The sequence below is a fragment of the Synechococcus sp. N5 genome, assembly GCF_900473925.1.
GTDB lineage: Bacteria > Cyanobacteriota > Cyanobacteriia > PCC-6307 > Cyanobiaceae > Parasynechococcus.
This window is the reverse complement of sequence record NZ_UCNI01000001.1, coordinates 166,551-192,462: the sequence shown is the minus strand read 5'-3', so window position 1 is coordinate 192,462 and position 25,912 is coordinate 166,551. Positions and strand designations below refer to the sequence as shown.

Annotated in this window: 27 protein-coding genes, 3 tRNA genes and 1 other RNA gene; 17 read left to right on the top strand and 14 right to left on the bottom strand. The window is 63.7% G+C overall.

What is annotated here, in order from left to right; translation table 11 throughout:
- Positions 1–83 precede the first annotated feature (83 nt).
- On the top strand, positions 84–1,235 hold the full coding sequence (gene mnmA, locus DXY03_RS01065) for a tRNA 2-thiouridine(34) synthase MnmA (RefSeq protein WP_115008755.1): 1,152 nt from the start codon (positions 84–86) through the stop codon (positions 1,233–1,235).
- Here the strand turns inward: mnmA and lnt are convergent.
- On the bottom strand, positions 1,187–2,602 hold the full coding sequence (gene lnt, locus DXY03_RS01060; RefSeq protein ID WP_115008754.1) for an apolipoprotein N-acyltransferase: 1,416 nt from the start codon (positions 2,600–2,602) through the stop codon (positions 1,187–1,189). The genes mnmA and lnt overlap by 49 nt on opposite strands.
- 53 nt (positions 2,603–2,655) lie before the next feature.
- On the opposite strand from lnt, the gene DXY03_RS01055 reads away from it, so the two are divergent.
- From DXY03_RS01055 to sodX, 4 genes are read left to right on the top strand one after another with little or no spacing between them, the layout of a single operon-like run.
- Positions 2,656–2,985, top strand: coding sequence for a phasin family protein (locus DXY03_RS01055; protein ID WP_006850663.1), 330 nt, complete (start codon positions 2,656–2,658; stop codon positions 2,983–2,985).
- A gap of 51 nt (positions 2,986–3,036) precedes the next feature.
- Entirely contained in the window at positions 3,037–3,636 is a 600-nt protein-coding gene (locus DXY03_RS01050) for an FKBP-type peptidyl-prolyl cis-trans isomerase (protein ID WP_115008753.1), read from the top strand.
- A gap of 42 nt (positions 3,637–3,678) precedes the next feature.
- Positions 3,679–4,152, top strand: a complete 474-nt coding sequence (gene sodN / locus DXY03_RS01045) for a superoxide dismutase, Ni (RefSeq protein WP_115008752.1) — start codon at positions 3,679–3,681, stop codon at positions 4,150–4,152.
- A gap of 50 nt (positions 4,153–4,202) precedes the next feature.
- A complete protein-coding gene (sodX, locus tag DXY03_RS01040; RefSeq protein ID WP_115009235.1) occupies positions 4,203–4,535 on the top strand; it encodes a nickel-type superoxide dismutase maturation protease in 333 nt (110 codons plus the stop codon).
- Here sodX and DXY03_RS01035 read toward each other — a convergent pair.
- From DXY03_RS01035 to DXY03_RS01010, 6 genes are all read right to left on the bottom strand, one after another.
- A complete protein-coding gene (locus DXY03_RS01035) occupies positions 4,518–5,186 on the bottom strand; it encodes a hydantoin utilization protein A (protein ID WP_115008751.1) in 669 nt (222 codons plus the stop codon). The genes sodX and DXY03_RS01035 overlap by 18 nt on opposite strands.
- 53 nt (positions 5,187–5,239) lie before the next feature.
- Positions 5,240–6,127 carry an indole-3-glycerol phosphate synthase TrpC gene (gene trpC / locus DXY03_RS01030; RefSeq protein ID WP_115008750.1) on the bottom strand — a complete coding sequence of 296 codons (888 nt, stop codon included), beginning with the start codon at positions 6,125–6,127 and terminating at the stop codon, positions 5,240–5,242.
- Between the two features lie 40 nt (positions 6,128–6,167).
- The gene (gene lpdA, locus DXY03_RS01025; protein WP_115008749.1) at positions 6,168–7,610 is read right to left on the bottom strand and encodes a dihydrolipoyl dehydrogenase; all 1,443 of its coding nucleotides are present in this window, start codon (positions 7,608–7,610) and stop codon (positions 6,168–6,170) included.
- The gene (locus tag DXY03_RS01020; protein ID WP_115008748.1) at positions 7,607–8,440 is read right to left on the bottom strand and encodes an RNA methyltransferase; all 834 of its coding nucleotides are present in this window, start codon (positions 8,438–8,440) and stop codon (positions 7,607–7,609) included. The genes lpdA and DXY03_RS01020 overlap by 4 nt, the downstream gene beginning before the upstream one ends.
- 26 nt (positions 8,441–8,466) lie before the next feature.
- Complete coding sequence (locus tag DXY03_RS01015) at positions 8,467–8,715, bottom strand: hypothetical protein (RefSeq protein ID WP_114988434.1); 249 nt, start codon at positions 8,713–8,715, stop codon at positions 8,467–8,469.
- 32 nt (positions 8,716–8,747) lie between these two features.
- A tRNA-Leu gene (locus tag DXY03_RS01010) sits at positions 8,748–8,831 on the bottom strand.
- A gap of 149 nt (positions 8,832–8,980) precedes the next feature.
- Here DXY03_RS01010 and murA point away from each other — a divergent pair.
- From murA to DXY03_RS00990, 5 genes are all read left to right on the top strand, one after another.
- Positions 8,981–10,282 carry a UDP-N-acetylglucosamine 1-carboxyvinyltransferase gene (gene murA / locus DXY03_RS01005; protein WP_115008747.1) on the top strand — a complete coding sequence of 434 codons (1,302 nt, stop codon included), beginning with the start codon at positions 8,981–8,983 and terminating at the stop codon, positions 10,280–10,282.
- Positions 10,283–10,315: 33 nt separating this feature from the next.
- Positions 10,316–10,398: transfer RNA gene (locus DXY03_RS01000), tRNA-Leu, on the top strand.
- A gap of 13 nt (positions 10,399–10,411) precedes the next feature.
- Positions 10,412–11,593 (top strand): aspartate aminotransferase family protein, encoded by a 1,182-nt coding sequence (locus DXY03_RS12415; protein ID WP_179948700.1) that lies wholly within the window; start codon positions 10,412–10,414, stop codon positions 11,591–11,593.
- Positions 11,594–12,808 (top strand): folylpolyglutamate synthase/dihydrofolate synthase family protein, encoded by a 1,215-nt coding sequence (locus DXY03_RS12410; protein WP_179948699.1) that lies wholly within the window; start codon positions 11,594–11,596, stop codon positions 12,806–12,808.
- Positions 12,809–12,846: 38 nt separating this feature from the next.
- A complete protein-coding gene (locus DXY03_RS00990; protein WP_244272179.1) occupies positions 12,847–13,350 on the top strand; it encodes a pentapeptide repeat-containing protein in 504 nt (167 codons plus the stop codon).
- A 3-nt stretch (positions 13,351–13,353) separates the two neighbouring features.
- Here the strand turns inward: DXY03_RS00990 and DXY03_RS00985 are convergent, their stop codons facing one another.
- Genes DXY03_RS00985 through DXY03_RS00975 form a run of 3 tightly spaced genes read right to left on the bottom strand, consistent with a single transcriptional unit; the run spans position 13,354 to position 16,388 of the window.
- Positions 13,354–14,703, bottom strand: coding sequence for an FAD-binding oxidoreductase (locus DXY03_RS00985; RefSeq protein ID WP_115008745.1), 1,350 nt, complete (start codon positions 14,701–14,703; stop codon positions 13,354–13,356).
- Positions 14,704–14,721: 18 nt separating this feature from the next.
- Complete coding sequence (locus tag DXY03_RS00980; RefSeq protein WP_115008744.1) at positions 14,722–15,999, bottom strand: amidohydrolase family protein; 1,278 nt, start codon at positions 15,997–15,999, stop codon at positions 14,722–14,724.
- The gene (locus tag DXY03_RS00975; RefSeq protein ID WP_115008743.1) at positions 15,999–16,388 is read right to left on the bottom strand and encodes a DUF4359 domain-containing protein; all 390 of its coding nucleotides are present in this window, start codon (positions 16,386–16,388) and stop codon (positions 15,999–16,001) included. The genes DXY03_RS00980 and DXY03_RS00975 overlap by 1 nt, the downstream gene beginning before the upstream one ends.
- Positions 16,389–16,472: 84 nt before the next feature.
- Here DXY03_RS00975 and DXY03_RS00970 point away from each other — a divergent pair.
- Positions 16,473–16,545, top strand: a tRNA-His gene (locus DXY03_RS00970).
- Positions 16,546–16,548: 3 nt separating this feature from the next.
- On the opposite strand, the gene DXY03_RS00965 is transcribed toward DXY03_RS00970, so the two are convergent.
- Together DXY03_RS00965 and DXY03_RS00960 are read right to left on the bottom strand one after the other, a co-directional pair.
- Positions 16,549–17,595, bottom strand: coding sequence for a DUF1611 domain-containing protein (locus tag DXY03_RS00965; RefSeq protein ID WP_170951926.1), 1,047 nt, complete (start codon positions 17,593–17,595; stop codon positions 16,549–16,551).
- A gap of 35 nt (positions 17,596–17,630) precedes the next feature.
- On the bottom strand, positions 17,631–18,719 hold the full coding sequence (locus DXY03_RS00960; protein WP_170951964.1) for a dipeptide epimerase: 1,089 nt from the start codon (positions 18,717–18,719) through the stop codon (positions 17,631–17,633).
- 74 nt (positions 18,720–18,793) lie between these two features.
- Here DXY03_RS00960 and miaB point away from each other — a divergent pair, with 74 nt between their 5' ends.
- The 5 genes from miaB (at position 18,794) to ftsZ (ending at position 23,786) form a co-directional block, all read left to right on the top strand.
- The gene (gene miaB / locus DXY03_RS00955) at positions 18,794–20,188 is read left to right on the top strand and encodes a tRNA (N6-isopentenyl adenosine(37)-C2)-methylthiotransferase MiaB (RefSeq protein WP_115008741.1); all 1,395 of its coding nucleotides are present in this window, start codon (positions 18,794–18,796) and stop codon (positions 20,186–20,188) included.
- 51 nt (positions 20,189–20,239) lie between these two features.
- Complete coding sequence (locus DXY03_RS00950; protein ID WP_115008740.1) at positions 20,240–21,292, top strand: D-alanine--D-alanine ligase family protein; 1,053 nt, start codon at positions 20,240–20,242, stop codon at positions 21,290–21,292.
- A 23-nt stretch (positions 21,293–21,315) separates the two neighbouring features.
- Positions 21,316–21,726, top strand: coding sequence for a hypothetical protein (locus DXY03_RS00945; protein WP_114988446.1), 411 nt, complete (start codon positions 21,316–21,318; stop codon positions 21,724–21,726).
- Positions 21,714–22,559, top strand: a complete 846-nt coding sequence (locus DXY03_RS00940) for a cell division protein FtsQ/DivIB (protein WP_244272177.1) — start codon at positions 21,714–21,716, stop codon at positions 22,557–22,559. The genes DXY03_RS00945 and DXY03_RS00940 overlap by 13 nt, the downstream gene beginning before the upstream one ends.
- Positions 22,560–22,676: 117 nt before the next feature.
- Entirely contained in the window at positions 22,677–23,786 is a 1,110-nt protein-coding gene (ftsZ, locus tag DXY03_RS00935) for a cell division protein FtsZ (protein WP_115008739.1), read from the top strand.
- A gap of 41 nt (positions 23,787–23,827) precedes the next feature.
- Here the strand turns inward: ftsZ and ffs are convergent.
- Positions 23,828–23,925: signal recognition particle sRNA small type (ffs, locus tag DXY03_RS00930), an RNA gene on the bottom strand.
- 43 nt (positions 23,926–23,968) lie between these two features.
- Here ffs and panB point away from each other — a divergent pair.
- The gene (gene panB, locus DXY03_RS00925) at positions 23,969–24,784 is read left to right on the top strand and encodes a 3-methyl-2-oxobutanoate hydroxymethyltransferase (protein ID WP_115008738.1); all 816 of its coding nucleotides are present in this window, start codon (positions 23,969–23,971) and stop codon (positions 24,782–24,784) included.
- Here the strand turns inward: panB and hemW are convergent.
- Positions 24,696–25,901, bottom strand: coding sequence for a radical SAM family heme chaperone HemW (hemW, locus tag DXY03_RS00920; RefSeq protein WP_115008737.1), 1,206 nt, complete (start codon positions 25,899–25,901; stop codon positions 24,696–24,698). The genes panB and hemW overlap by 89 nt on opposite strands.
- Positions 25,902–25,912 lie beyond the last annotated feature (11 nt).

Below are 25,912 nucleotides of genomic sequence, written 5' to 3'. Positions count from 1 at the left end.
AAGCAGATGATCAGAATCAGTGGGAGGCCACACCAGTTGCGGTTGCCGGGACCTCACTATGGAGAGAACTCCCTGCGCCGCCCATGGCCGTTGGATCCATCACAACCCGCGCTGGAGAGGCTGCTCTTGAGCGCCTGCGGCAATGGCCCGGGGAGCACCGCGTGGCCGTTGGTCTCTCTGGAGGCGTCGACAGTTCCCTGACGGCGGCACTGCTGGTGGAAGCGGGCTGGCAGGTGGAAGGCCTGACCCTCTGGCTGATGAGCGGGAAAGGGGCCTGTTGCGCCGAGGGGCTGGTGGATGCAGCCGGCATCTGTGAGCAGCTCGGCATTCCCCACCACGTGGTGGACACGCGGGAGACGTTTCAACAGGAGATCGTGCAAAGGCTGGTGGATGGTTATCGCGATGGGATCACGCCATTGCCCTGCTCCCAGTGCAATCGATCGGTGAAATTCGGACCGATGCTTAATTGGGCACTGCAGGAGCGCAAGCTGCCCCGCATCGCCACCGGCCACTACGCCCGGATCCGCCATGGCGGCGATCAAGGGCGCCATCAGCTGTTGCGGGGCCTCGATACCCGCAAGGACCAGAGCTATTTCCTCTACGACCTACCCCAGGAGGTTCTGGGGCGCATCGTTTTTCCCTTGGGGGAACTGACCAAACCCGACACAAGGCTCGAAGCCGCCCGCCACGGTCTGCGCACCGCAGAAAAACCGGAAAGCCAGGATCTTTGCCTGGCCGACCACCACGGATCGATGCGGGCGTTCCTGGATGCCTATCTGCCCCCGCGGCAGGGGGAAATCGTGCTTTCGGACGGGACTGTTGTGGGCGAGCACGACGGCATCGAACACTTCACCATCGGCCAACGCAAAGGGCTCGGTGTGGCCTGGCGCGAACCGCTTCACGTCATCCGCCTTGACGCTGCGATGAATCGAGTGGTCGTCGCACCCCGGGCTGAAGCCGGCCGAGACAGCTGCGTGGTGGGGGCGGTGAACTGGGTGTCGATTGCCCCGATCGAGGCGCCACGAACCGTTGAGGTGCAAGTGCGCTACCGCAGTGCGCCGGTGCGTGCGGAGCTTTCACCCCTCCCGGCCACCGAAGCCGATCAGCAGCGGCAGCGGCCCCACCGCTGCCACCTCAGCTTCGAGGAGGAGCAGTTCTCGATCACGCCAGGCCAGGCGGCGGTTTTCTACGACGGCGACACCGTTCTGGGTGGGGGGCTGATCCAACGGGAATAGGGCGTGACGCGCTGGCGCACCAGAACGAGGGCCTCAGCGACGCCTGAAGCCTCAGGTGCAAGCAACCACTGCACCGACCCGTTGGCCGAAATCAGCGCCGTGGGGCCCGTGTTGCCAACGCTGAGCAGATCCCGTCCTGTCTCGATCGCCCGTAACTGCGCCAGGGCCAGGAACTGCTTCTGCAGCTGCAGCGGGTAGGGGTCGAGATTGGCGATGGCCAGGAGCCAGGTGGCGCCATCGGCAGCGGCCCGTGCCAAAGCCACACCATCGGCGATCTCGTAGCAGATCGCAACGGCCGCAGGGGGTTCAACCACCTCCATCGTTCTCGGGGCCGGACCGGGGGTCAATCCACCCACCGCAGACAGTCCTGCCGTCAGCCCGGCGGGCAGGGGCGGGATCCATTCCCCAATCGGCACCAGACGGTGCTTGTCAGCCAAGGGAACAGGAAAGCGGGCCGGCGGCTCGTACAGCAACAGAGAACTGCGCTGCTGACCCCGGACCCAACGAAATCCGCCACTGATCAGAGGAATGGCTGGAGCCTCAACCGGCAGCTGAAAATGCGCCGGCAGCGCTCCTTCCGGAGCCACCACAGCAGCCGGATTGGTGGGCTCCAGCTGACGCATCGCCTCCACCAGAGCTTGGGGAAGCGCCCGTTGACGCTCCAGATCGAACTTTTCTCGCGTGGGAACAGCGGGTTGCCAAACCCCCAGAGCAACGGAACCGACCGGCGGCGGCGGCGCCAACAACAGCCAGCTGCCCAAGCCATGGGCCAGAAGCACACTGGCCAATCCGAGCAAGCCCCAGCGACGCCAGGCTGCGGGTTGCTCGAACAGCGCCAGCAGGCAGCAGCCCCAGCACAACTGCAGCCAGGTCAGCCCTCCGGAACCGAACCAGCGGGCCAATCCCGCCAGGGGGCGGTCCCAGGGAAGGGTGGTGCCGCCGACGCCGATCCAGAACAACGGCGACCCCGACAGCACCAGTTCAGCCAGGGCCCAGAGCCCGGCCAGCAGCATCAGCCGCACTGGACGCGGCCAACGGCGAGGCAGCCGCCGCGACAGAACAGACCATCCGGCCAGAAGCAGAGCGGCAAGGCTCCCGCAGGCCAACCAGAGGGCCAGTGCCACAGGCAGGCTGAGCCAGGCGGGAACGCCCATCCAGGTGAGTGGATGCAGGGCCAGCAACCAGCGGTGGCTGATCAAAACAGCCAGCAGTCCCCAGGCCGCCGACCAGCGGGGACGCTCAACCACGGACCAGAGCAGCGCCAGGGCAGGGACCATCAGCAGGGGGCCGCCGAGGGAGGGAGCCACGCCGGCCAGGACGCCGCCCAACAAGGCCCGCGATCCGGCCTGCAGTTGGTGATTGCTCATGGTCAGCAGTCCCGGCCAAAGGCATCCTGGATCGGACCCGCCCACCTGTCGCCATGGATGCCGCGAATCCTCTTCAGCAACTGCTGCTCCGCGGCCTGGGCACCACCACCCTTGTTGCTGAGCGTCTGCGCGGCGTCACCCAGAACTGGGTGAGCAGTGGCCGGCTGGATCCGAACGAAGCGTCCGCATTGGTGGACGACGTGCTCAAGGCCCTGCGCGGGGAAACCCCCGAACTGGAACAGCAGATGGGGCGCAACCTGGAACGCAACCGCGACAACCTTCTCCAGGACTTCGGCGTTCCAAGCCAGAAGGAAGTGGATGAGCTGCGCGGCCGCATTGATCGCCTCGAGCAACAGCTGCGGCAGATGAACCGGCCTGAATGAACGCCGGCGCCGCGGACCGGAGGTCAGAATCAGCGCAACAGAAGCCTTTCCGTGCGCGACATCATCATCAGCACAACGGTCTGTGTGGCCTGCCTGCTCCTTGCCCTGGTCAGCCAGATCGTGGCCCCCTCCACCGTTTCCGCAGCCCCGGCGCAGCCTGCTGCCGTTCGCAGCGAGGCTTCGAAACCCCAGAAGGCGTTGAGCTTCGAACTCGACCCTGACGACCCCAACCCGACTCTTTTCGCCATGGCCAACGATTCCGCTCCAGCCGACGCCTCAGCCCTCGGCGGCCCCCTCGATGCCCCTGACACCACCATCACCGCCAGTGGTCTGAAAATCATCGAGCTGGAGGTGGGCAGCGGCGACGAGGCCACCCCCGGCCAAACGGTGGTGGTGCACTACCGCGGCACCCTGGAAGATGGACTGCAGTTCGATGCCAGCTACGACCGGGGCACCCCTTTCAGCTTCCCCCTTGGGGCTGGCCGAGTGATCAAGGGTTGGGATGAAGGCGTCGCCGGGATGAAAGTGGGTGGAAAGCGCAAGCTGGTGATCCCTTCCGACCTCGCCTACGGAAGCCGTGGCGCCGGTGGTGTGATTCCCCCAAACGCAACGTTGATCTTCGAGGTGGAACTGCTCGACGTGAAGAAGTAAGCGGGAGCTAGGCTCATCTCAAGCCAATTCCGCTCTGAACCGATGCTGCGCTCGGCCCTTTCTGCCCTTGCATGTGCCCTCCCTGCCCCTGTGGCAGAAGCCCACTGCGACGGTCCTTGTGGCGTGTACGACCCGGCTTCCGCTCGCGTGGCAGCCGAGGCCGTGCTGTCGATGACCAAAAAGCTGAAGGCGATGGAAGCTCCCGCAGCTGGTGACGCCGCTGCCCTGGCTGCTTACAACAACACCTTCGGCCGCTACGTGGCCATCAAGGAAGAGGAAGCACAGAAGACCAAGAAAGAACTTTTGATCCTCTGGACCGACTACTTCAAGCCCGATCACCTGGCCACCTTCCCCGACCTGCACGACACCTTCTGGAAAGCAGCCAAGCTCTGCAGCGCCTGCAAGGTGAACATCGATCAGGCCAAGGCTGAGGAACTGATGGCCGCCGTTGAAAAAATCCACGGCATGTTATGGCAGTCCAAGGGCCGTTCCGACGCCTGGGTCACCGCATCCTGAGTTCAAACAGAACCCATCCCCCCATCGCAGCAGCAGGTCTTCGCGACCTGTTGCTGCTTTTTTGTGGGCGACGTCTGCTGCTGCGCATCGAAGGGCGATCGATGCAACCCAGCCTTGAACCGGGAGACCGGGTTCTGGTCAGACGGCTGGGACAGAAGGCCGCACCCAGCCTGGGATCCGTGGTCGTGACCTGGCATCCCCAGCGAAGCGAGCTGCGCCTGATCAAGCGCCTCAGCCGAGTGAACAGCACAGGACTTTGGCTGCTGGGAGACAACCCCGCTGAAAGCACAGACAGCCGCCAACTCGGAGCGGTGCCAGCCAACCTGTTGATTGGTGAGGTGGTGGGCCGGCTCCCGCTCGGGGAATCAGAACAGAGCCGGTGACGTCTTCTGCAGCCAGATGGCCCCGGTGATGATTGAGAGAGCACCCGTACCGCCCACGAGGAAGGGCATCAGCCGTTCACCGCTGCGGAGGGTGAGAAACGAGACCACCGACACAACGGCCACCATGGCGCCGATGGATCCGAGCAAGTAAGCCACGAGGTAGCCCACAGCGGCGTGGGGCGGCAGGGCCAAAGCAGGGATCACAGCCAGCAGGTGACTGGCCCCCGCCAGTCCATGCAGCAAGCCCAGGCCCGAGGATGCATGGACGTGGCGACGGTGGTTGCTGGCACCGCGCACATGCAGATGGAGATGACGATGCGCCGCGGCACCATCGTGGCGGTGCTCATGGGTGTGCAGTTCCAGCCCGAACGCTGTGCGCACGGCCAGGGCACCCACCACCAGCAGGGCCACACCCACCAGAAATTCCGCCCAGGACGACATGACCTCCACATGGGCCAGGTCTTTCAGACCAATGGCGATCAACGCCAGAACCACAACTCCGGTGGAATGACCAGCACCCCAAGCCAGGGCATGACGAAAGGCGGCCCATGGCTTGCTCAGGGAGAAGGGCGCCATTGCCACCAGGTGATCAGCACCACCCACCACATGAACGGCCCCGGCTGCGACACCGGTCAAAACGCTAATCAGCACAAAGAACCGCCTGAATGTCGCAATTCTGCATCAGCAGTGAAAGAGGAACGGCCTTAACCGGGCTGGATCAACTGCACCAGACCAGCTTCAACATCTGGCTGCCGCATCAGGGCTTCCCCCACCAGCACAGCCCCGGCACCGGCGGCCTGCACACGGTCGAGATCGGCCCGACTGAACAGACCTGATTCACTCACCAGCAGCACCCCCTGTTGCTTCAACCGGTCGTTGAAGTCGACCAGCAGCCGCTCGGTCGTGGCCAGATCCGTCTCGAAGCTGGTGAGATCACGGTTGTTGATTCCGATCAGGGGGAAGCCACCAATATTCAGCACACGGTCCATTTCGGTGGCGTCGTGAACCTCCACCAACACTGTGAGGCCCAGAGCCGCCGCAGCCTTGTTGAGATAACGAAGATCCTGATCCGAAAGGATGGCAGCAATCAGCAGCACCGCGTCAGCCCCGGCCGCCCTGGCCTGGAACAGCTGATAAGGGCTCAGCACAAACTCCTTGCAGAGCAGAGGCAGGTCTACGGCCTGACGCACCTGCACCAGGACATCAAAGCCACCCTGGAAGAAGGTTTTGTCGGTGAGCACCGAGAGGCAACTTGCACCGCCAGCGGCATAGGCCTTGGCGATCGCCACCGGGTCGAAATTCTCACGGATCACCCCTTTGCTGGGGCTCGCTTTTTTCACCTCAGCGATCACCGCAGGTTTCGTGGCGGCCGCCTGAAGCGCCCCCAGGAAATCCTTGGTGGGGGGAAGCTTGGCAATCTGCTGCTTCAGGTTGTCGAGGGGAACCTTGTCGCGGGCGGCATCGATCTCACGATCTTTTTCCCAGACGATCTTCTCGAGGATGTGACGCGGTTCCTCGTCGTCATGCGGCACCGCATATTCGAGATGGGCCACCCGCACCTTGGGGTTGGGGGGACGACGGCGGATCTCCATGGAAGAGGGAAAAGACTGGAACGAAAAAAGTGGGACGGGATCAGGCGGCCAGCTGGGCGGCAGCTTGCTTGTAAGCGACCTCCACCACCTCGCTGAGGGTCGGGTGGGTGTGCACTTCGGTGGCGAGCTGACGCACGCTCTGGCGCCGGGCAACGGCATTGGCCACCTCCTGGATCAGGTCGGCGGCGTGAAGTCCATAGATGTGGGCTCCAAGCACTTCACCACTGGTTTTGTTGAACAGCAGCTTCATCAGGCCATCGCTGTCCAGCTCAGCCAGAGCTTTGGAATTGGCCTTGAAGTAGCTGCGAACGGAACCAAGCTGGAAGCCATCCTTCTCCGCCAAAGCTTTGGCATCCGCCTCAGTCAGGCCAACAGAGCTGATCTCGGGATGGGTGAAGGTGGCTGCCGGAATGCTGCGGTAATCAATCTCGCGCGCATGGCCAAGGATGTTGTCCACCGCAACGGTGCCTTGGGCAGCAGCCGTGTGGGCCAGCATCAGCTTGCCGGTCACATCGCCGACGGCCCAGAGATGGGGAACAGGTTGGCCGTTCACCAGAACGCGCATGGCGTCGTCGATCGGAACGAAGCCACGGTTCGTCTCCACATTGAGTGACTCGAGGTTGAGGCCCTTGCTGCTGGGAACACGTCCTGTGGCCACCAGAACGGCATCCACTTCAAGGGTCTCCACCAGTTCACGGCTGTTGAAATCAGCCAGTTCGATCTGCACGGGACAGCCCGGGGTGACCTTGCGGGCCAGCAGACCGGAACGCGCATCGATATCGCGACCATCAATCAGGTGACGCCCAGCGATCTTGGCGATGTCGGGATCAAAGGTGGGCATCACCTTGTCCATGGCCTCGATCATCGTCACCTCGCAACCGAGGGCGGTGTACACATCAGCGAATTCAAGGCCGATGTAACCGCTGCCGATGATGGCGATCCAACGGGGCAGCCATTCCAGGTTGATGGCTTCGTCGCTGGTGAACACCGTGCGGCCATCGGTTTCGATGCCTGGCGGCACGAAGGGATCAGACCCCGTGGCGATGATCACGTCCTTGGCGGTCAGCACCCTGTCCACCCCGCTGGGCTCCCGCAGCCCCACCTTCTGGCTGCCCTCCAGACGGCCGTGGCCTCGGAGGATCGTCACCCCTGCCCGCTCAAGGGTTTTGGTGAGATTGGCGCGAATGGTCTGAACCAGCTGATTGGCGTGATCAGCGATCTTCTGCCGCTCGAACCGCACAGGAGCAGCATGAATTCCAAAGCTCGCGAGGTGCTTGTCGTCGGCCAGTTCCCGCACTTTTCCACTGGCAGCCAGCAGCGCCTTGGAGGGAACACAGCCCCTGTTCACACAGGTGCCACCCATATCTCGGGATTCAACGATCGCCGTCCTCAGGCCGTGTTCGGCGGCATGTTTGGCAGCGTCGAAGCCGCCGTAGCCGGCTCCAATAACAATGACGTCGAAGTCGAAGCTGGCGTCGCTCACCCGAACTGCTGCGATGTGGCGGTCATTGTCGCTCTTCGCCGCTCCAGAAGGAGGGGAACAGCGGCAGACGCCACATTCAGGGATTCCACCCGGGCGCTGTGGGGGAGCGTGACGGCATGGGTGCAGCATGCCTGCAGGTCCGGATGCAGACCTGCACCCTCGGTTCCCAGCACCAGCGCCGTCGGCAGCGTCCAGTCGAGATCCCAGTAGGGAACAGGGGGGTCAGCCTTGATCGCATCGGGCACAAGGGTGGCCACCACTTGCACACCCAGGGCCACCAGCTGCTTCAGTTCCTGCTGAAGCTGTGAAATCGCCATCGCTTCGCTCGGGCCAAAGCGTTGATGCGGCAGCTGAAGCAGAGCACCAGCAGAGGCCCGCAACACCTTCGTGCCGAGGGGATCAACCCCAGCACCCATCCAGACCGCGTTGACGTCAGCCGCCAGGGCTGTGCGCAGCAATGTGCCCAGATTTCCAGGATCCTGAATCCGATCCAGGACAAGGAGAAAGTCCAGCTCTGGAGGGACAGTGGGCAGTCGATCCAGGGGACTCAGGCAGGCAACACCATCGGGTGTGACTGTTGTGAGCGCAGCCCGCAACACCTCATCGGTGACGATCCGCCATCGCGCCTGAGAACAACGTGCAGCCAGGGCAGAATGACCTTGCAACCAGGCTTCGGTCGCGATGATTTCCTCGGGCGCGTTGCCCTGCCTGAGAACTTCCTGCAACAGGTGGGTGCCCTCAAGAAGCAACAGCCCCTCGGCCTCTCGCCCCGCACGGGTGGCCAGGGTTCGAAGCCGTTTGACCAGGGGATTGCGTCGGCTGCTGATCAGGGGAGAGGAGGAATCCAGAGAACGACTCAGAAAGCTGCGTGTTTGCGCACGTTCAGGCCTTTGTGAACGCTCAGATTTTCGCCATCCAACTCAAGGCCGTTGATGGCTGCGATCTCCCCCTTGATTCCCTCCGCCGCAAGGTTTTCGATCATCTTTTTGATCACTTGATCCTCAACGGTGGTGTGATCGATGGAATCAGGAGTGAGCAGCTCAAGGAACTTGCCAACCTTGGAAGCAACAACTTCCGAAGCATTGGAGATCTTGAGAACGATCATGGTTGTCGAGAACTGCTACCCGACAAAGCTAGTGCGGATGGGGAGACTTGAACTCCCACGATGTTGCCACCACTAGTACCTGAAACTAGCGCGTCTACCAATTCCGCCACATCCGCTGGCGTGTCGTATTCGACCGAATGAACATAGGGCATCGCCGATCCGTGGCTGCCCCGGCCCCGTAACAAACTGTCCAGTTTGGACGCCGGCCGTCTAGACGGTCTCAAAGACTGTTGCCAAAATCCGGACATAGGGGATCAGCTCATCGATGATGGCCGTTGCAGAAGCGTCTCAGGAGAGTCTCAAGCAACGCCTCAATGTCAGCGGCGGACACGCTTTGAAGGGAACGCTTCGCGTCAGTGGCGCGAAGAACTCCGCCCTGGTGCTGATGACAGCCAGCCTCCTGAGTGAGGAGACCATTGAGCTGACCAACATTCCCTCTCTCACAGACATCGATGGCATGAGCGCCATCCTTGAAGCTCTGGGGGTTCAGGTCGACAGGCAGTCGGACTGCATTCGCCTCACCGCCGCCGAGCTCAATGGCTCGGCACCTCCCTACGAGCTGGTCAACAGCCTTCGCGCCAGTTTTTTCAGTATTGGCCCCCTGCTCGGACGCCTTGGACACGCGCGGGTCCCCCTTCCAGGGGGATGCCGCATCGGGGCTCGTCCCGTTGTCGAACACATCCGCGGCCTGAAAGCCCTCGGCGCCGTCGTCAACGTGGAGCACGGAATTGTCACGGCCTCAGTGCCCGGCAGCAAGAAACGCCTGACAGGCGCTCAGATCGTGCTCGACTGCCCCAGCGTTGGCGCCACCGAAACCATTCTGATGGCAGCGGTGCTGGCCGATGGGGTCTCCACCATCGAAAACGCTGCTCAGGAACCTGAAGTGCAGGACCTGGCCAACCTGCTCAACAGCATGGGCGCCCAGGTGAGCGGCGCTGGCGGCCCGGTGATCACCGTTCAAGGAGTGGAGCGGCTCCGTGGTTGCACCAACTATCCGGTGATCCCGGATCGCATCGAAGCCGGAACGTTCCTGATGGCAGCCGCCATCACCCGCTCACCACTGGTGGTGGAGCCCGTGATTCCCGAGCATCTCAGCGCTGTGATCCACAAGCTTCGCGATTGCGGCTGCTCCATCGAGGTCAAGGGGAGAGCCGTGACGATCTCCCCCGGCGAGATCACGGCCGTGGACATCACCACCCAACCGTTTCCCGGGTTTCCAACCGATCTTCAGGCACCGTTCATGGCCCTGATGTGCACCGCGAAGGGCACCAGCGTGATCAGCGAGAAGATCTACGAAAACCGGCTGCAACATGTGGCCGAGCTGCAGCGCATGGGGGCATCGATTCGGCTCAAGGGCAGCACAGCCATCGTTGAAGGCGTGGCTCAGCTGAGCGCGGCGCCCGTCACCGGCACCGACCTCCGTGCAGCCGCTGCCATGGTGCTGGCTGGCCTCTCCGCCAAAGGAATCACCGAAGTGGCTGGTCTGAAGCACCTTGATCGGGGCTACGACGACCTCGAAGCCAAGCTCAGCGCTGCCGGCGCTGAGGTGAAGCGCAACATCCTCTGAAGAGGGGCCCTTCAATCAATACAATCCCTGTGCGGGAGCCTGGCGGAATTGGTAGACGCAGCTGACTCAAAATCAGCCGGCCACTGGTCTTGGGGGTTCAAGTCCCCCGGCTCCCATCCCTCCGCCGTCATGAACACCTACGGCCGTTTCCCTTTGGCTCTGGCCAAGGGAAAGGGCTGCTGGGTCAAGGACACCCAAGGGCGGCGCTACCTGGATGCTGTTGCTGGCATTGCCACCTGCACCCTGGGCCACAGCGACAGGGCCATGCAGCGGGCTCTGCGCAAGCAGCTGGGACGGCTCCAGCATGTGTCCAACCTCTATCGGATTCCGGAACAGGAAGAGCTGGCCAGCTGGCTGGTGCGCAACAGCTGTGCCGACAGCGTCTTCTTCTGCAATTCCGGCGCCGAAGCCAATGAGGCCGCGATCAAGCTGGCGCGCAAACACGGCCATCAACGGCGCGGCATCGAACAGCCGGTGATCCTCACGGCAGCAGCCAGCTTCCACGGCCGCACGCTCGCGGCGGTCACCGCCACCGGTCAACCCAAGTACCACAAGGGTTTTGAGCCCATGGTGACCGGGTTTGATTATTTCCCTTACAACGATCTGAAGGCCCTCGAAGCCCTGATCAACCGCTACGAACAGTCCGGTCCCTCGATCGCGGCCGTTCTGGTTGAACCCCTGCAAGGGGAGGGTGGCGTCAACCCTGGAGATCGCACTTTCTTCTCACGCCTGCGCGAGATCTGCACGGAGCGAAACATCCTGCTGATCCTTGATGAGGTGCAGGTGGGCATGGGGCGGAGTGGCCGCCTCTGGGGTTATGAGCAACTGGACATCACCCCTGACGCCTTCACCCTGGCCAAGGGCCTGGGCGGTGGTCATGCCATTGGTGCCCTGCTGGTGAACGCGTCAGCTGATGTGTTTGAACCCGGCGACCATGCCAGCACCTTCGGCGGCAATCCCTTTGCCTGCCGGGCGGGGTTGACGGTGGCTACCGAAATCGAACGACGAGATCTGCTGACCAACGTCACAGCCCGAGGAGAACAACTGCGCGACGGGCTCCAGGAGCTTGTGAACTGTTTCCCCGAGCACCTGCAAGGCGTGCGGGGCTGGGGCCTGCTGCAGGGCATCGTGATCCGGGAGGGCAGCAGTTGGACGGCCCCCGCGCTGGCGAAAGCCGCCATCGACCACGGTCTGCTGCTGGTGGCGGCCGGACCCTCGGTGCTGCGCATGGTGCCCCCACTGACCATCAACAAGCGCGAGGTGCGCGAGCTGCTGCGCCGTCTTGCGGCGACCCTCTCCAGCCTCAGCTGAGTGGACGATCTGTCTGATCTGATCCCACGCTTCGACCTGCGTGGCATGGATCTGCAGTTGGATCGCATGGATGCGGCCCTGCACGAGCTCAACCATCCCTGTCGGACGATTCCCGCGATTCAGGTGCTGGGCACCAACGGGAAGGGATCCATCGTCAGCTTTCTGGAATCAGCCCTCTGTGCCGCCGGCCTCCACTGCGGGGTCACCACCTCCCCTCACCTGGTGAGCTGGTGTGAACGCATCCGGATCCAGGGGAGCCCCATTGCGATTGAAACCCTGCGCAGCCGGTTGCAGGCGCTCCAGCCCCTGAACGAACGGCATCGGCTCACCCCGTTTGAACTGCTGGTGACCGCCGCCCTGCTGGAGTTCCACCGGCACGCCTGCGACCTGCTGGTGCTGGAAGTGGGGCTGGGGGGACGGCTTGATGCCACCACGGCCCATCCCTGCCGTCCTGTGGTAGCCGTCGCCAGCATTGGGAAAGACCACTGCGAGCACCTGGGCCACAGCCTCACCGCCATCGCAACCGAAAAAGCGGCAGCGATCCCTCCTCAGGCCACCGTGATCAGTGGCGCCCAAGCCCCTGAAGTGCAGGAGGTCCTGGAAACAACCTGCCGCACTCAGCAGGCCACGCTCCACTGGGTGAAGCCGCTGAACTCAAGCTGGCAACTGGGCTTGCCCGGCACCATTCAGCGCAGCAACGCCGCTGTGGCCCTCGGTGCCTTGCAAGCCCTCTCGGGCCTGGGCTGGTCGTTGCCTGAGGCGGTGATTCAGGAGGGCTTCGCCAAAGCCCACTGGCCCGGTCGCCTGCAAACCGTGCATTGGGGCGTCCACACGCTTCGCCTCGATGGCGCCCACAATCCACCGGCCGCAGTGCAGCTGGCCGAAGAACGCAGTCAGTGGAGTGGTGCCTGCAACGGTGTTGTTTGGATCCTGGCGATTCAAGCCCATAAGGACGCTGTCGCCATGCTCCAGACGCTGGTGCAGCCCCAGGACCAGGCCTGGATCATTCCGGTGCCGAGCCACAGGAGCTGGAGCCGGTCGGCCCTCCTCCAGGATCTGCCCCAGTTCGAGCACCAGCTGCAGGAGGCCGACGGCCTCGAAAGCGCGCTGCACCAGCTCAGCAGCAATGGATGGCCGACACCGATGCCGATTGTTGCCGGATCGCTGTATCTGATCGGTGACCTGTTCGCTCGCGGCGTTGTAACGGCAGAGTGAGCACAGCTTGAGCGTGAACTGTGCTGCGAATCTCCCGGTTGCTGGGCCTTCTCCTGCCCCTCCTGCTCATAGCAACGGCGGCCCCGGCCCTGGACACCTCAGCTGGGGTGGGACTGCAGGATCGTGCCCTGTTCCAGGAAAAGGTGGACTACACGCTCACCAACCAGAGCAACGGCGACTTCGAGGGGCAGAACCTGGCCAACACATCCTTCGCCGGTGCCGTGGGCCGCGGAGCGAATTTCCGAGGCGCCAACCTGCATGGCGCGATCCTCACCCAAGGGGCCTTCGCCGAAGCTGATTTCCAGGGAGCTGACCTCTCCGACGCCCTGATGGATCGCGCCGACTTCGTCGCCACCGATCTACGCAATGCCGTGCTAACGGGGATCATTGCCTCGGGCAGCAGCTTCAGCAACGCTCAGATCGAGGGGGCCGATTTCACGGATGCCCTGCTCGATCGTGATGATCAACGCCGGCTGTGCAGCGAGGCCGATGGCATCAACCCCAGCACCGGAGTTTCCACCTTCGACAGCCTGGGTTGCTGATCCTCAGGAGCGCTCCTCCCAACCTCGAAGCTTGCCGGGATTGAGCAGGCCCTCGGGATCAAAGCGCTGCTTGGCCGCCACCTGATCGGCATCGATGACGCCAAGGCCGCCGTCTTCCACGGTGATCACGTGGGGGTTGAACAACACGGCACCAGCGGCCCTGCAGTCGTCCATCAACCGGTTCAGCTGATCTGCCCCCTGCCAACGCACGAGCGGCAGAGCCGCCAGCCGAGGACAGCCCTGCTGACGCACAAGCTCGAGATGCCAGAGCAGGGCATCACCCCAGCGCTGCTTCAAGGCCGCCATCACTGGGGCCTCCGGTTGCGGCAACAGCATCTGCAGGTAGGTCCATCCCGGCTCTGAAGCCCGCACATGCAGGGTGGTGTGGTTCCAGCTCAGCTCGCGCAACCCATTGCCCCCGGAGAGATCCTCAGGGCCGAGATCCCGCAGGTTGGCGCCGGCTGACTGCGCCATCCGTTGCAAGCTGTTGAGCCCATCGGGAGCAACGAGCAACAGCAGCCGGTGCGCCGAGACGGCAGGACCACCCCAGCTGGGCATCCGGGGCAACAGCGGCTGTTCCAGCAGGCTCGCCAAATGGAGATCCAAGGCCGAGGCAGCGATCCGTTGCATCAGCTCAATCGCCTGCTCCCAGTGCTCGCAGTCCACGCTCACCTGGTGCCAGTTGACCGCTGGAGCTGTGGCCAGGCTGAGGGCCGTGATGATGCCGTTGGTGCCGTAGGCGTGATTCAAAGCCTCCGCATCTATCTCGCCGAGTTGATGGCGCCGGGCATCGGGGCGTAGCGGCACGATCTCCAACCCGAGCAGATGGCCTGGATCCCGCAGGAAGCCCCAGCGCAGGGAACCGATGCCCCCAGAGCCCCCTGCCACAAAACCGCCAATGGTGGCGCTGCGCCAGGTGCTGGGCATCAAGCGCAGCTGGCGTCCATGGCGGCGCAACTCCTGATCCAGATCGCGCATCACACAGCCCGGTTCCACGGTCACCACCCCGGTGATCGGATCAATCGAGCGGATCTGCCGCAGGGCCGTGGTGAGCATCACCACGCCGCCCTGCAGAGGCACACACTGGCCGTAGTTCCCTGTCCCGGAGCCGCGCAGGGTTAAGGGAACCTGGTGCTCGGCGCAGGCCGAAGCCAGCCGTTCAACGGCATCCACCGTGCGCGGACGCACCACCAACTCAGCACGGCAGGCCTCCAGCCGCGGCGTCAGCACGGGGGAGTACTCAAAGGCGTCCCGGGAATGGCGCTGCAGCTCCCCCGGTTCATCCAACAACTCCAGTTCCGGATCAACGCTGAGGGCTTGCCGCAGGGCAATCAAGGCTTCGGCGCGACCCATGGCGTGGCGGAACACTGGTCAGGGTCTAGCGCCTGGCGACGACTGCCAGTGGCCGTCCACGAGAACCTGACGCTGCGGAGCAGAACGGATCAGGTCCGACCATCCCTGGCCCTCCATGCTGATCAGATCGGCAGGAGCGCCGGCCCGCAGCACCCCATCCCATTCCAGTTGAAGAATGGCCGGCGGTGCCGTGGTGAAAGGGGCCAGGCCCAGACGCTGCCAGGGCAACAACTGAGTCAACGGCATCGATGCAGCCAGCAGGGCCAAGGGGTCGAAGTCGCCTCCCGGGAACCAGGGGTCGGCCACGTTGTCACCCGCCACAGCCACCGGAACACCGGAACATTGCAACTGACGGATCGGGGCCTGCGGACGCTGAAGGGGGGTGGCATCGTCCGCCCGTGCGAGCAACCAGGCATTGGTCAGGGGCAGGGCAATCACACTGAGCTGCGCTGCTGCCATGCGCTCTGCCAACCGCGCCAGAGAGGACGCCGACAGAAGGGAAAGACTGCTGGCATGGCTGCAGGTGACGGGAACCTGCACCGGCACGCGCTGCAGGGCCTTCAACAGCTGAACGATGCCCTGCGCCGGACCGTGATCAGCCTCATCGATGTGCAGATCGACGCCGCAGTTGTGGCGATCAGCCAGGCGCAACAACACCTCCAACTGCTCCGTGACCACGGCCGATCCACAAGGAGGTGTCAGAACACCACCAAGGCAGCCGCCACTGGCGGCCACACGACGCGCCAGAGCATCCGCTTCAGCTGAACACCAGAATTCCAAGGGCACCAGCGCCACCAGCTGCAAGTCGATGCGGCGGTGCCAGCGCTGCTGCAGGGTGAGCAAGGCATCCCAGCTGGGCTCAGCGCCAGGGCCACCACTGTCCACATGGCTGCGCATGGCCCGCAGCCCATGGGCGAATGCTCTCTCCATGGCGCGTTCTCCGCGTTGAAGCACGCAGGCCACGGTTCGGGAGCTGTGCTCCCGCAGGTTGGCCTCCAGGGCACCCCCGTAGCTGCCGCTGAGGTTGGGATGCTCCTGCCAGGTGTAGGCCTTGTCCAGATGGACATGGCAGTCGACCAAGCGCGGCAACACCATTCGAGACGGTGGCACGCGTTCGGCAGAAAGGGGCTGGGGCTCCAGCAAGCGCCCCTGCTCCCAGGCCAGGCGCACGGGCGTCAGCCCTTGCTTCTCAACCTCCGGCAAGGGCGTTGAAGGGGCGAAATCCAGCAGTCCCAGGGGCGCCCAGGCCTCAAGGACGCCACTCCCCGGCTTGGACTCAAGCGACGGGACGTCCATCACCGCTCAGCACCGTTGCTGGCATCGGTGCTGAGGACCACGAAACGACCGGCCACACCAAGGCTGAGCACTTCAAAACCAGGCAGGCGCAGACCGGGCAGCATCTCCTTCCTTTCCATCCGGGTGGAGTACAGACTGGCCACCAATAAGTTTCGACGGGTGGTGAACTGACCCGCCAACGCCGCCAGTGCATCCCGCTGGGAGGCAATCAGCTCAGGGCAATTGCGAATCCAGAGACGCAGCAACATCGGCAGGGTCGGCTCGTCGCACAGTTCCTTGGTGCCCACCCGGACCAGCTGATCACCGGCGTGAGCTTGATAGTCCTCCAATGACGGGTTGGACACCACCAGCGAGAGCACCCCGACCGCTGCAATCCCCCCCGCCAACATCGCCAGAGCAGACCAACCTTGCGGACGCGATGAAGGGGACACCAGGCAGGCTGCAGCTCGTGTTGGTAGATTCTCACGGACGCGGCGGGCGTCGCCAAGTGGTTAAGGCAGCGGCTTGTGGCGCCGCTATTCGGGGGTTCGAATCCCCTCGCTCGCCCTCTCAACAATTCAATAAAGCCCTGAGAAGCGGTTCTGCTCCCCAGCGGATCGGATCTATGCAGGGCAGACCCAGCGTCTGGCGGATGCGCTCCACCTCGTCTCGAGCCTGAGCCTCATCAAGGCGGGCGGTGTTGAGGGCGACAGCGGCCACCTTGGCTGGCTCAGCAGCCCCATCAGGCCGCGCCCAGCTCGCCAGGGATTCTGTGGTGGCCACCAAGGCCTCAAGGCTTGGAAGCGGGATCTGAGGCAGTCGATCGATGGTCTGCTGTGCTGCCCGATGCACGAGCAACAGGGCCGTCGGCTGCGTGCCCCGCAACAGGGGCAACGTGGCCGTGGAGGCCGGATGGCAGAGCGATCCCTGACCCTCCACCAGCACAAGACCCTGCTCCGGCAGAGTCGTCGCCGCGCGAAGCACCGCCGCCTCCACCGCACCGGCGGCGTAATCGACGCGCACAGCATCCAGGGCGACCCCTTCTCCGCTGATCAGAATTCCGGCCTGCCCTGTGCCCACAAAGCGCGCGGGGATCCCGGAGCGCTGGGCTGCCTCCAGGAGAGACAGGCATGCGCTCATCTTGCCGACAGCCATATCGGTGCCAATCGCCAGAAGGCGCCGGCAGGGAAGCTCTGCGGCGCGTGCCTGGCCAACGTTGAGGTCTTCCGGCTCCCGGCGCAGATCCCAGATCCAACGGTCGCGCCAGCAGGCGTCTGCCAGTTCGGGATCATCGGCCAGGCGGGTGTGGAGTCCGCTGGCGAGATGAAGGCCTGCGCGCAACGCCGCCAAGGCGTCGTGGCGAACAGGATCAGGCAGCCGCCCCCCCGAAGGAGCCAGGCCCACCACAGCAACCTCAGGCTCGTAGGGCAGAGCAGCAGACAAGTCCGCCACCACCGGCACATCACGCTCGATGCCGGTGACGCGTTGCAGAGACTGGCCCGCATGGTCGGGATCAATCACCGCGACGATCGGTCCAGCACGGTGTCGGAGCATGGCCAGACCGGTCTTGCCGGTGAGGCTGGCCAAACCACCGTGTTGGAGCAGCACCAACCGCATCTCCCGAAATCCCGACGGCGCTTGAGTCCCGCTTATCACGCTGCTGTGCCTCCTGCCTGGCGGATCCCCAATCCAGCCATCGCCGAAGGCCGCAGACGATCGTCCTGCAACTCAAGGCCAACAAAGGGGTCATCCACCAAGTTGAGATGGCTGTCGAGATCCGGCCAACGAATCAGAGGCAAGATCTGGGCCGCTGCACCGTTCAACAACGAACTGTCGGAGTAGCAACCCACCATCAGGTCCAGCCCCTTCTTCTGCGCCACTTGGGCCATTAGCAAGGCCTGACTGAGCCCCCCGGTCTTGAGCAGCTTGAGATTCACACCATCCACCACTGGGGCCAGGCGCAGCAGATCCTCCAGATCCCAGCAACTTTCATCCGCCACCAAGGCCATCGGACAGTGCGGGTGCAGCGCCGCGAATCCCGCTGTGTCCTGCGTGGGATCCAGGTCTGGAGCCAGAGGCTGCTCCAGCAGCACCACCTGGTGTGCGGCCAGGGGCTCCAGCATTTGCCTGGCCTGATTCACGGTCCATCCGCCATTGGCATCCACCTGCAGTTCGATGGCCACACCCTGCCGCTGGGATCGATCCGTGATGGCCTGAGCCACCGCCCCCAACAGGCTGAGGTCGTGGTCCAAGCCGTCGGGGCTGCCCAGCTTGAGCTTCACCCGCGTCGCCGGCAGCTGCGTCCACCAGCGTTCGAGACGATCCAACACGGCATCCACTGAAGCCAGTCCCAGGGTGACGCTGGTGGCCACACCCTCGGCTGGGTCCAATCCCCAGAGCCGCCACAGCGGATGGCCGAGCCGTTGCCCATGCCAGTCCCACAAGGCCAGGTCGATGGCACAACGGGCCGGGGGACGCAGGGATGCAAGCAGGGGCTCAAACCGTTGCGGACGGTGGGGATCCAGAGCTTCCAGTTGCGGCAAAAGCCCCAGCAGTTCCTGTTCCACAGCCTCAAGGGCAAAGGCTCGGTGGCCGGTCTCAAATCCCCCGGTCTCGCCGCGCCCCACCAGCCCATCACGTTCCAACCTGAGCTCCAACCGCACCACGGCAGCTGTGGTGCCCCTGCTGATCGTGAGGGGCACGGCTTTGGTGAGCGAAAACCGTGTGAGGGCCCAGCCCATCGCCATCCGGCTGTCAATCTCCAAACTGACACAACACCGCTGTGACTCACACTGAGAAGGCTTGAGCCAGAGATTTGGTCGCCTCCGCCCCCCTCGCCACTGACGCCACCGCCAACCCCCAGCGCGGCAGCTACTGGATCACCACGTTCGGCTGCCAGATGAACAAGGCGGACTCCGAACGGATGGCGGGAATCCTGGAGGCCATGGGCTATCGGGAGGCGTCAGCCGAACTGGATGCCGATCTGGTGCTCTACAACACCTGCACCATCCGGGACAACGCCGAGCAGAAGGTTTACAGCTACCTCGGCAGACAGGCCCAGAGGAAACGCAGCAACCCCAATCTCACCCTGGTGGTGGCGGGCTGCGTTGCTCAGCAGGAGGGCGAATCCCTGCTCCGGCGGGTGCCGGAGCTGGATCTGGTGATGGGACCGCAACACGCCAATCGGCTTGAAACCCTTCTGCTGCAGGTGGACAGCGGTCAGCAGGTGGTCGCCACCGAAGACCACCACATCCTTGAAGACATCACCACAGCCCGCCGGGACAGCAGCATCTGTGGATGGGTGAACGTGATCTACGGCTGCAACGAACGTTGCACCTACTGCGTGGTGCCCTCCGTGCGGGGCAAGGAACAATCACGGCTGCCCCAGGCGATCAAGCTGGAAATGGAGGGTCTTGCCGCCCAGGGCTACAAGGAAATCACTCTGCTCGGCCAGAACATTGATGCCTACGGCCGGGATCTGCCGGGCATCACGCCGGAGGGTCGCCGCCAACACACCCTCACGGATCTGCTCCATCACGTCCACGACGTGGAGGGCATTGAACGGATCCGTTTTGCCACCAGCCATCCGCGCTACTTCACCGAGCGGCTGATCGATGCCTGTGCCGACCTGCCCAAGCTCTGCGAACACTTCCACATTCCGTTTCAGAGCGGGGACAACGACGTGTTGCAGGCCATGGCCCGGGGCTACACCGTTGAGCGCTACAGGCGGATCATCGACCGCATCCGTGAGCGCATGCCCGATGCCTCCCTTAGTGCCGATGTGATCGTTGCCTTCCCTGGAGAGACGGATGCGCAGTACCGCCGCACCCTCGATCTGATCGAGGAGATTGGCTTCGATCAGGTGAACACAGCGGCCTATTCACCCCGGCCCAATACCCCTGCAGCCCATTGGGACAACCAGCTGCCGGAGGAGGTGAAGGTGGAACGCCTTCGCGAAATTAATGCCCTGGTGGAACGCTGCGCCCGCAAGGCCAATGCCCGCTACGAGGGGCGCACGGAAGAAGTGCTGGCGGAGGGCATCAACCCCAAGGACCCATCGCAGCTGATGGGGCGAACCCGCACCAATCGCCTGACCTTCTTCAGCTCCACCCGAGCGGATGGTCGTGCCTACAAAGCGGGCGATCTCGTGCCGGTGCGCATCGATGCGGTGCGCTCCTTTTCACTCAGCGGCAGCCCCCTGCCCCACTGAGCACAACGCTGATACCTTTGGCGCTCCCACCGCTCAGGGGTCGCCGCATTCATGCCGTCCAGTCCCATCACGGTCGGGCTCGTCTTTGGAGGCCGCTCTGGAGAGCACGACGTGTCGATCCGATCTGCGGCGACCGTCGTCCGAGGCCTGCGCAGCGGGCAGAACCGAGAGCGATACACGGTGCGGCCGATGTACATCGACCGTGATGGTCGCTGGTGGGGAACGGATCTGTCCGAGGCAACCCTGGCCTCCGAAACCGCACCGGAGCTCAACCCACCTCTGCTCCCATCAGGATTCCAGGGGTTCCCGGAGGGATGTGATGCGGTCGACCTCTGGTACCCGGTACTACATGGTCCCAATGGAGAAGACGGCACCATTCAGGGGTTGTTCCAGCTGACCGGCAAACCGTTCGTTGGTGCCGGCGTGCTCGGCTCAGCCGTCAGCATGGACAAGCAGGCGATGAAATCTGCTTTCTCCAGCGCCGGGCTGTCCCAGGTGCCCTATGTGGCCCTTCACGCGTCCGAACTCGAGAACGCGATCAGCCGATCGGCCCTCATGGATCGAATTGAACGCGAACTGAACTACCCCTTCTTTGTGAAGCCCGCCAATCTCGGCTCCTCGGTGGGCATCAGCAAGGTGCGTTCCCGCCAAGAACTGGAAGCAGGCCTCAACCAGGCTGCAGCGCTCGATCCAAGGCTGGTGGTTGAGCAGGGCGTCAACGCCCGAGAGGTTGAATGCGCCGTCCTGGGGGGACGCATGCTCGAAGCGTCGGTGATCGGTGAGGTTCGTTTTGATGCGGACTGGTACGACTACGAGACGAAATACACCGCAGGGCGCAGCACCACGTTGATTCCCGCTCCTCTACCGGATGAAGTAGCTGACCGCATCCGCGCCCAGGCCCTGCAGGCCTGCGCTGCCGTGGGCGTCAACGGCATGGGTCGGGTGGATTTCTTCTACGACGACGCCAACGATCAGCTCTGGATCAACGAAATCAACACCCTGCCTGGTTTCACGGCCCAGAGCATGTTCCCGATGCTCTGGGCGGCCAGCGGCGTAACACTCGAACAGTTGGTGCACAAACTGATCCAAACCGCAGGAGAATGAACGCAGCGTCCTTTGCCTAACCCATGAGCCACGGACTGCTCTGGTTTCCTCTGCTGCTGGCCTTTGTGCTGCTGGCGTCGCTCGGATGGCTGGAACGGCGGCGCCAAAACCTGTTTCGCACCTGGGCCGAAGGCTCCGAACTCGCCAAGCTCGATGGGTGTGGTGGAGCCCGTCTGAAAGACGGAGAACTGCACTGGAGCAGCTTCGAGGCGGGAAGTTTTCAAGATCAGGGCTCGTTTGACGTCTGCAAACTCGAGCTTGTGGAACTGATGTCGCTGGCGTCCGGTGATGCGCCCCTCACCGACGAATCCCAGGGGCGTTGTCGGCTGCGCCTCATCGGGAAAGATCTGCAGATGGATGTGCCCTTCTCTGATGCCGACCGCGCGCGCAGCTGGGGTGAGCAGCTGATGGCACGGGCCCGATGCGACCTGTGAGCCGGGTCTCGACCAACAACAAATCCCCCCAACAGCCGGTTTCCGCGCAGGTCGCCCGGCGCCGGGACTTGCGCCGGCAGCGCCGCCAGACCCTGTTGCTTCAGCTCTGGCGCTTTGTGGCCTTGCTGCTGCTCAGTGGCGGATTCAGCTGGATCTTGCTGCGCCATGGCTGGACGCTGCGGAGCCCTGAGGCAGTCATCCTGACCGGAGGTGCTGCCCTTGAGACCAATCAGGTGATCGAGGCGGCCAAGCTTCGCTTTCCCTCACCCCTGCTGGAGGTCAGTCCGAGGGAGCTGGAACAACAGCTGGTCGGTGTCTTACCGGTTCACAGCGCTCACGTGCAGCGCCGGATTTTCCCCGCTCGCCTCGTCATCAGCCTGAAGCCGGAGATTCCCATCGCACGCGCTGAGCGTCGGGGACCCGCTGGACGGGAACGGGGGCTGCTCAACGCCGCAGGTGGATGGATTCCCCTGAGCGACGCCGTAGCAGATCCGCTCACGGAGATCATGGTGCGCGGCTGGAATAGCCCGCAACGCGGTCAGGTAGCTGCGCTGCTGCAACAACGGAATCGCTTCGCCGGGATGCTGAAAGCCATCGTGCTTGATCCCGACGGCAACATCAGTCTGATCACCACCGAGCTTGGCCGGATTGATCTCGGTGGCGAACCGGCCCTCTTAAACACCCAGATCGAAACGATCCTCCACCTGAACCGGACGTTGCCAAAGCACCTGCGCGGGGCCCATCACAGCAGCCTTGATCTCAGCAATCCGGACCGCCCGGAACTGCAACTGCCGGCGCCACCCGCCCCCAAGCAGCCCAAAACTGAACCCTGAAACCTTGGGGTGGAAAATCTGGAGACCACAACCTCAGCTCCTGGTTTGTGATCTGTTGAAGCCGAGACAAGGCTTCAGGGACATAATGCAACGCAACCACACGGTTCTGCCTCGACGATGGAGATGGTGAGCGGCTCAGGGTCTTTCACGGCAGCTGGTATCCAGCCCAGCCAGTCCGCCCGCATCGAGGTCATCGGCGTTGGGGGTGGCGGCAGCAATGCCGTCAACCGCATGATCCTCAGCGACCTTGAGGGGGTTGGGTACCGCGTTCTCAACACCGATGCCCAGGCCCTGATCCAGTCGCAGGCCCAGCAACGGCTGCAGTTGGGGCAGACCCTGACCCGCGGACTGGGTGCCGGCGGCAACCCCACCATCGGCCAGAAGGCAGCGGAAGAATCCCGCACGGATCTGCACGATGCACTGCAGGGCTCAGATCTGGTGTTCATTGCCGCTGGCATGGGCGGTGGAACGGGGACTGGTGCAGCACCAGTGGTGGCCGAAGTCGCCCGTGAAGTCGGTGCTCTCACCGTGGGCATCGTGACCAAGCCGTTCAGCTTCGAGGGCCGTCGTCGCATGCGTCAGGCCGACGAAGGCATCGCTCGGTTGGCGGAACACGTGGACACCCTGATCGTGATCCCCAACGACCGCCTGCGTGATGCCATCGGCGGAGCTCCCCTTCAGGAAGCCTTCCGGAGTGCGGACGACGTCCTGCGCATGGGCGTCAAAGGCATCAGCGACATCATCACCTGCCCGGGCCTGGTGAACGTTGACTTTGCTGACGTTCGCTCCGTGATGACCGAAGCAGGCACAGCACTGCTGGGCATTGGCATCGGTTCCGGTCGCTCAAGAGCCGTGGAAGCAGCCCAAGCCGCGATTGCAAGCCCGCTGCTGGAAACCGAGCGCATCGATGGCGCCAAGGGCTGTGTGATCAACATCAGCGGTGGTAAGGACATGACCCTGGAGGACATGACCACTGCTTCCGAGGTGATTTACGACGTTGTCGATCCCGAAGCCAACATCATCGTGGGCGCTGTAGTGGATGAGGCCCTCGAAGGGGAGATCCACGTGACGGTGATCGCTACAGGCTTCGAAAACAAGCAGCCGTACCGCAGCGAGCGCAGCCGCTCCGTGCCAGGAATGCTTAATCGTGGGGAGCCCGAAGAGAACGGCGCCCGCATTCCTGAGTTCCTGCGTCGCCGTCAGCAACAGGACAACGGCAGCTTGTGAGATCGCTGTCAGACCCCGCAGTCTGACAGCTCATTTGAATGTGGTGACCCGGAACCCACGCCTGCCCTGAGCATCCCGTGTGGCTGCTCCCTTCCGGTCCTGACCAGATTTGGGCGTCAGAGCCGCATGGGCCCGAATCGGCCGAATGCTAGCAATGAGCCCCCGAGGGGTTCTGAAGCTGCATGCGTCCTTCTGATCTGACCCGCTTCAAGCAGAAGGGCCAACCCATCGCCGTGCTCACCGCTTGGGACAGCCTCTCTGCAGCTCTGGCCGAGGCCGCCGGTGCAGACGTGCTGCTGATCGGTGATTCACTGGCGATGGTGGCGCTGGGCCATGCCACAACACTCCCGGTGAGCCTGGACCAGATGCTCCATCACACCCAGGCAGTCGCCCGGGGATTGACGGCCATGCCGGCCGATCAGCCCCTGCTGGTCTGTGACCTGCCCTTTCTCAGCTACCAGTGCGGCGAAGACCGCGCCGTGGCGGCTGCAGGGCGTTTGTTGAAGGAGTCCAGCGCAGCGGCGGTGAAATTGGAGGGGGCGGAACCCGAGGTTGTCGCCGTAATCGACCGTCTTGTGCGCATGGGCATTCCCGTGATGGGGCATCTGGGCCTCACCCCGCAGGCCGTGCATCGCCTGGGGTACCGGCGCCAGGCCACGGACGCCATCAGCCAGGAACGCCTGGTCGATCAGGCGCGCACCCTCGAGCAGAAGGGCTGCTTCTCCCTGGTGCTGGAACATGTTCCTGCCGAGCTGGCGTGCCGGGTGCAGCAGGCGCTGACCATCCCGGTGATCGGCATCGGGGCAGGTGACGGCTGCGACGGCCAGGTGCGCGTCACCGCAGACCTGCTGGGGCTCACGGCCAAACAACCTCCCTTCAGCCCAGCGCTGGTGGATGGCCGCCGCCTATTCATCGACGCATTGAAGGGTTGGGTCCAGCAGACCCGGAACAACACTCTTCCCACCACAGAATCACCTCAATCAGCACCTGATTGCTGAGGGCCATGCCCTCGGGGTCGGTGAGGCACCAACGGCCTGCCCGCTGCTGCAGCCATCCACGCTCAACGAACGGTTGCCAGCGGCGCACCAGGGCATCGGCATCAAGACCTTGAAGGGTCACTCCTTCCCGGCGCCGCAGACCCACCAGCAATTGATCATCCAGGGGGAGTCCAGCCTCGGCGACTGATTCCTCAGGAGGATGATCCAGCCATTCCGCGTAGGCGGCGCGGGTGCGGGGTCGCGCCAAACGCACCCCCCAGGGTGCTGATGTCGCTCCCATGCCAAAACCCCACCAGCCGGCACCGCTCCAGTACACCCGGTTGTGACGGGAGGCATGGCCCGGACGGGCGTGGTTGGAAATCTCGTAGCGACTGAGTCCAGCAGCCGACAGCCGTTGTGTGGTCCGCTCCATTAAGGCAACGGCCAGGTCGTCCTCCGGCAGCTGCAACAGGCCAAGCGTTCGTTGGCGCTCAAAAACCGTGCCCGGCTCCACCGAGAGGTCGTAAATCGAGAGATGGGGAGCCTGACTGGCAATGGCCTGATCCAACTGCGCATCCCACCCGGCCAGGGTCTGGCCCGGGAGGTTCTGGATGAGATCGAGACTCCAGGACCGAAGCGCGCCATCGCGCCAGGCCTGAACCAGCCAGTCGATCGCCGCATGGAGGTCGCTCTGGCGATGCCGACGCCCCAGCTGCTCGAGCACCGCATCATCAAAGCTCTGCCCCCCCAGGCTGATGCGGTTCACGCCATGGGCCAGAACGGAGGCCAACTGCGCGGCATCAAAGGTGGCCGGATCCATCTCCAGGGTGATTTCCGCACCCGGTTGAAGACCGAATTTGTTGGCCAAGGCATCGATCAGTGCTCCGATCTGATCGGGGCACAACAGCGATGGTGTTCCCCCGCCGATGTACACGGTGGATAAGGGAGGACCCCCTGGGGCAGAGGCGATTTCCCGATGCAGCAAGCTCAGGTACTCACGGATCGAGCGACTGCCAGGCCCGTTTTCGGCTCGGGCCTGGTCCCCCAGGGGAACCACGGCGAAATCGCAGTAGTAACAGCGCCGGTGGCAGAAGGGAATGTGGAGGTAGGCGCTGCGGGGCGGGATGGGATAAGGCATGCTTCTGGCAT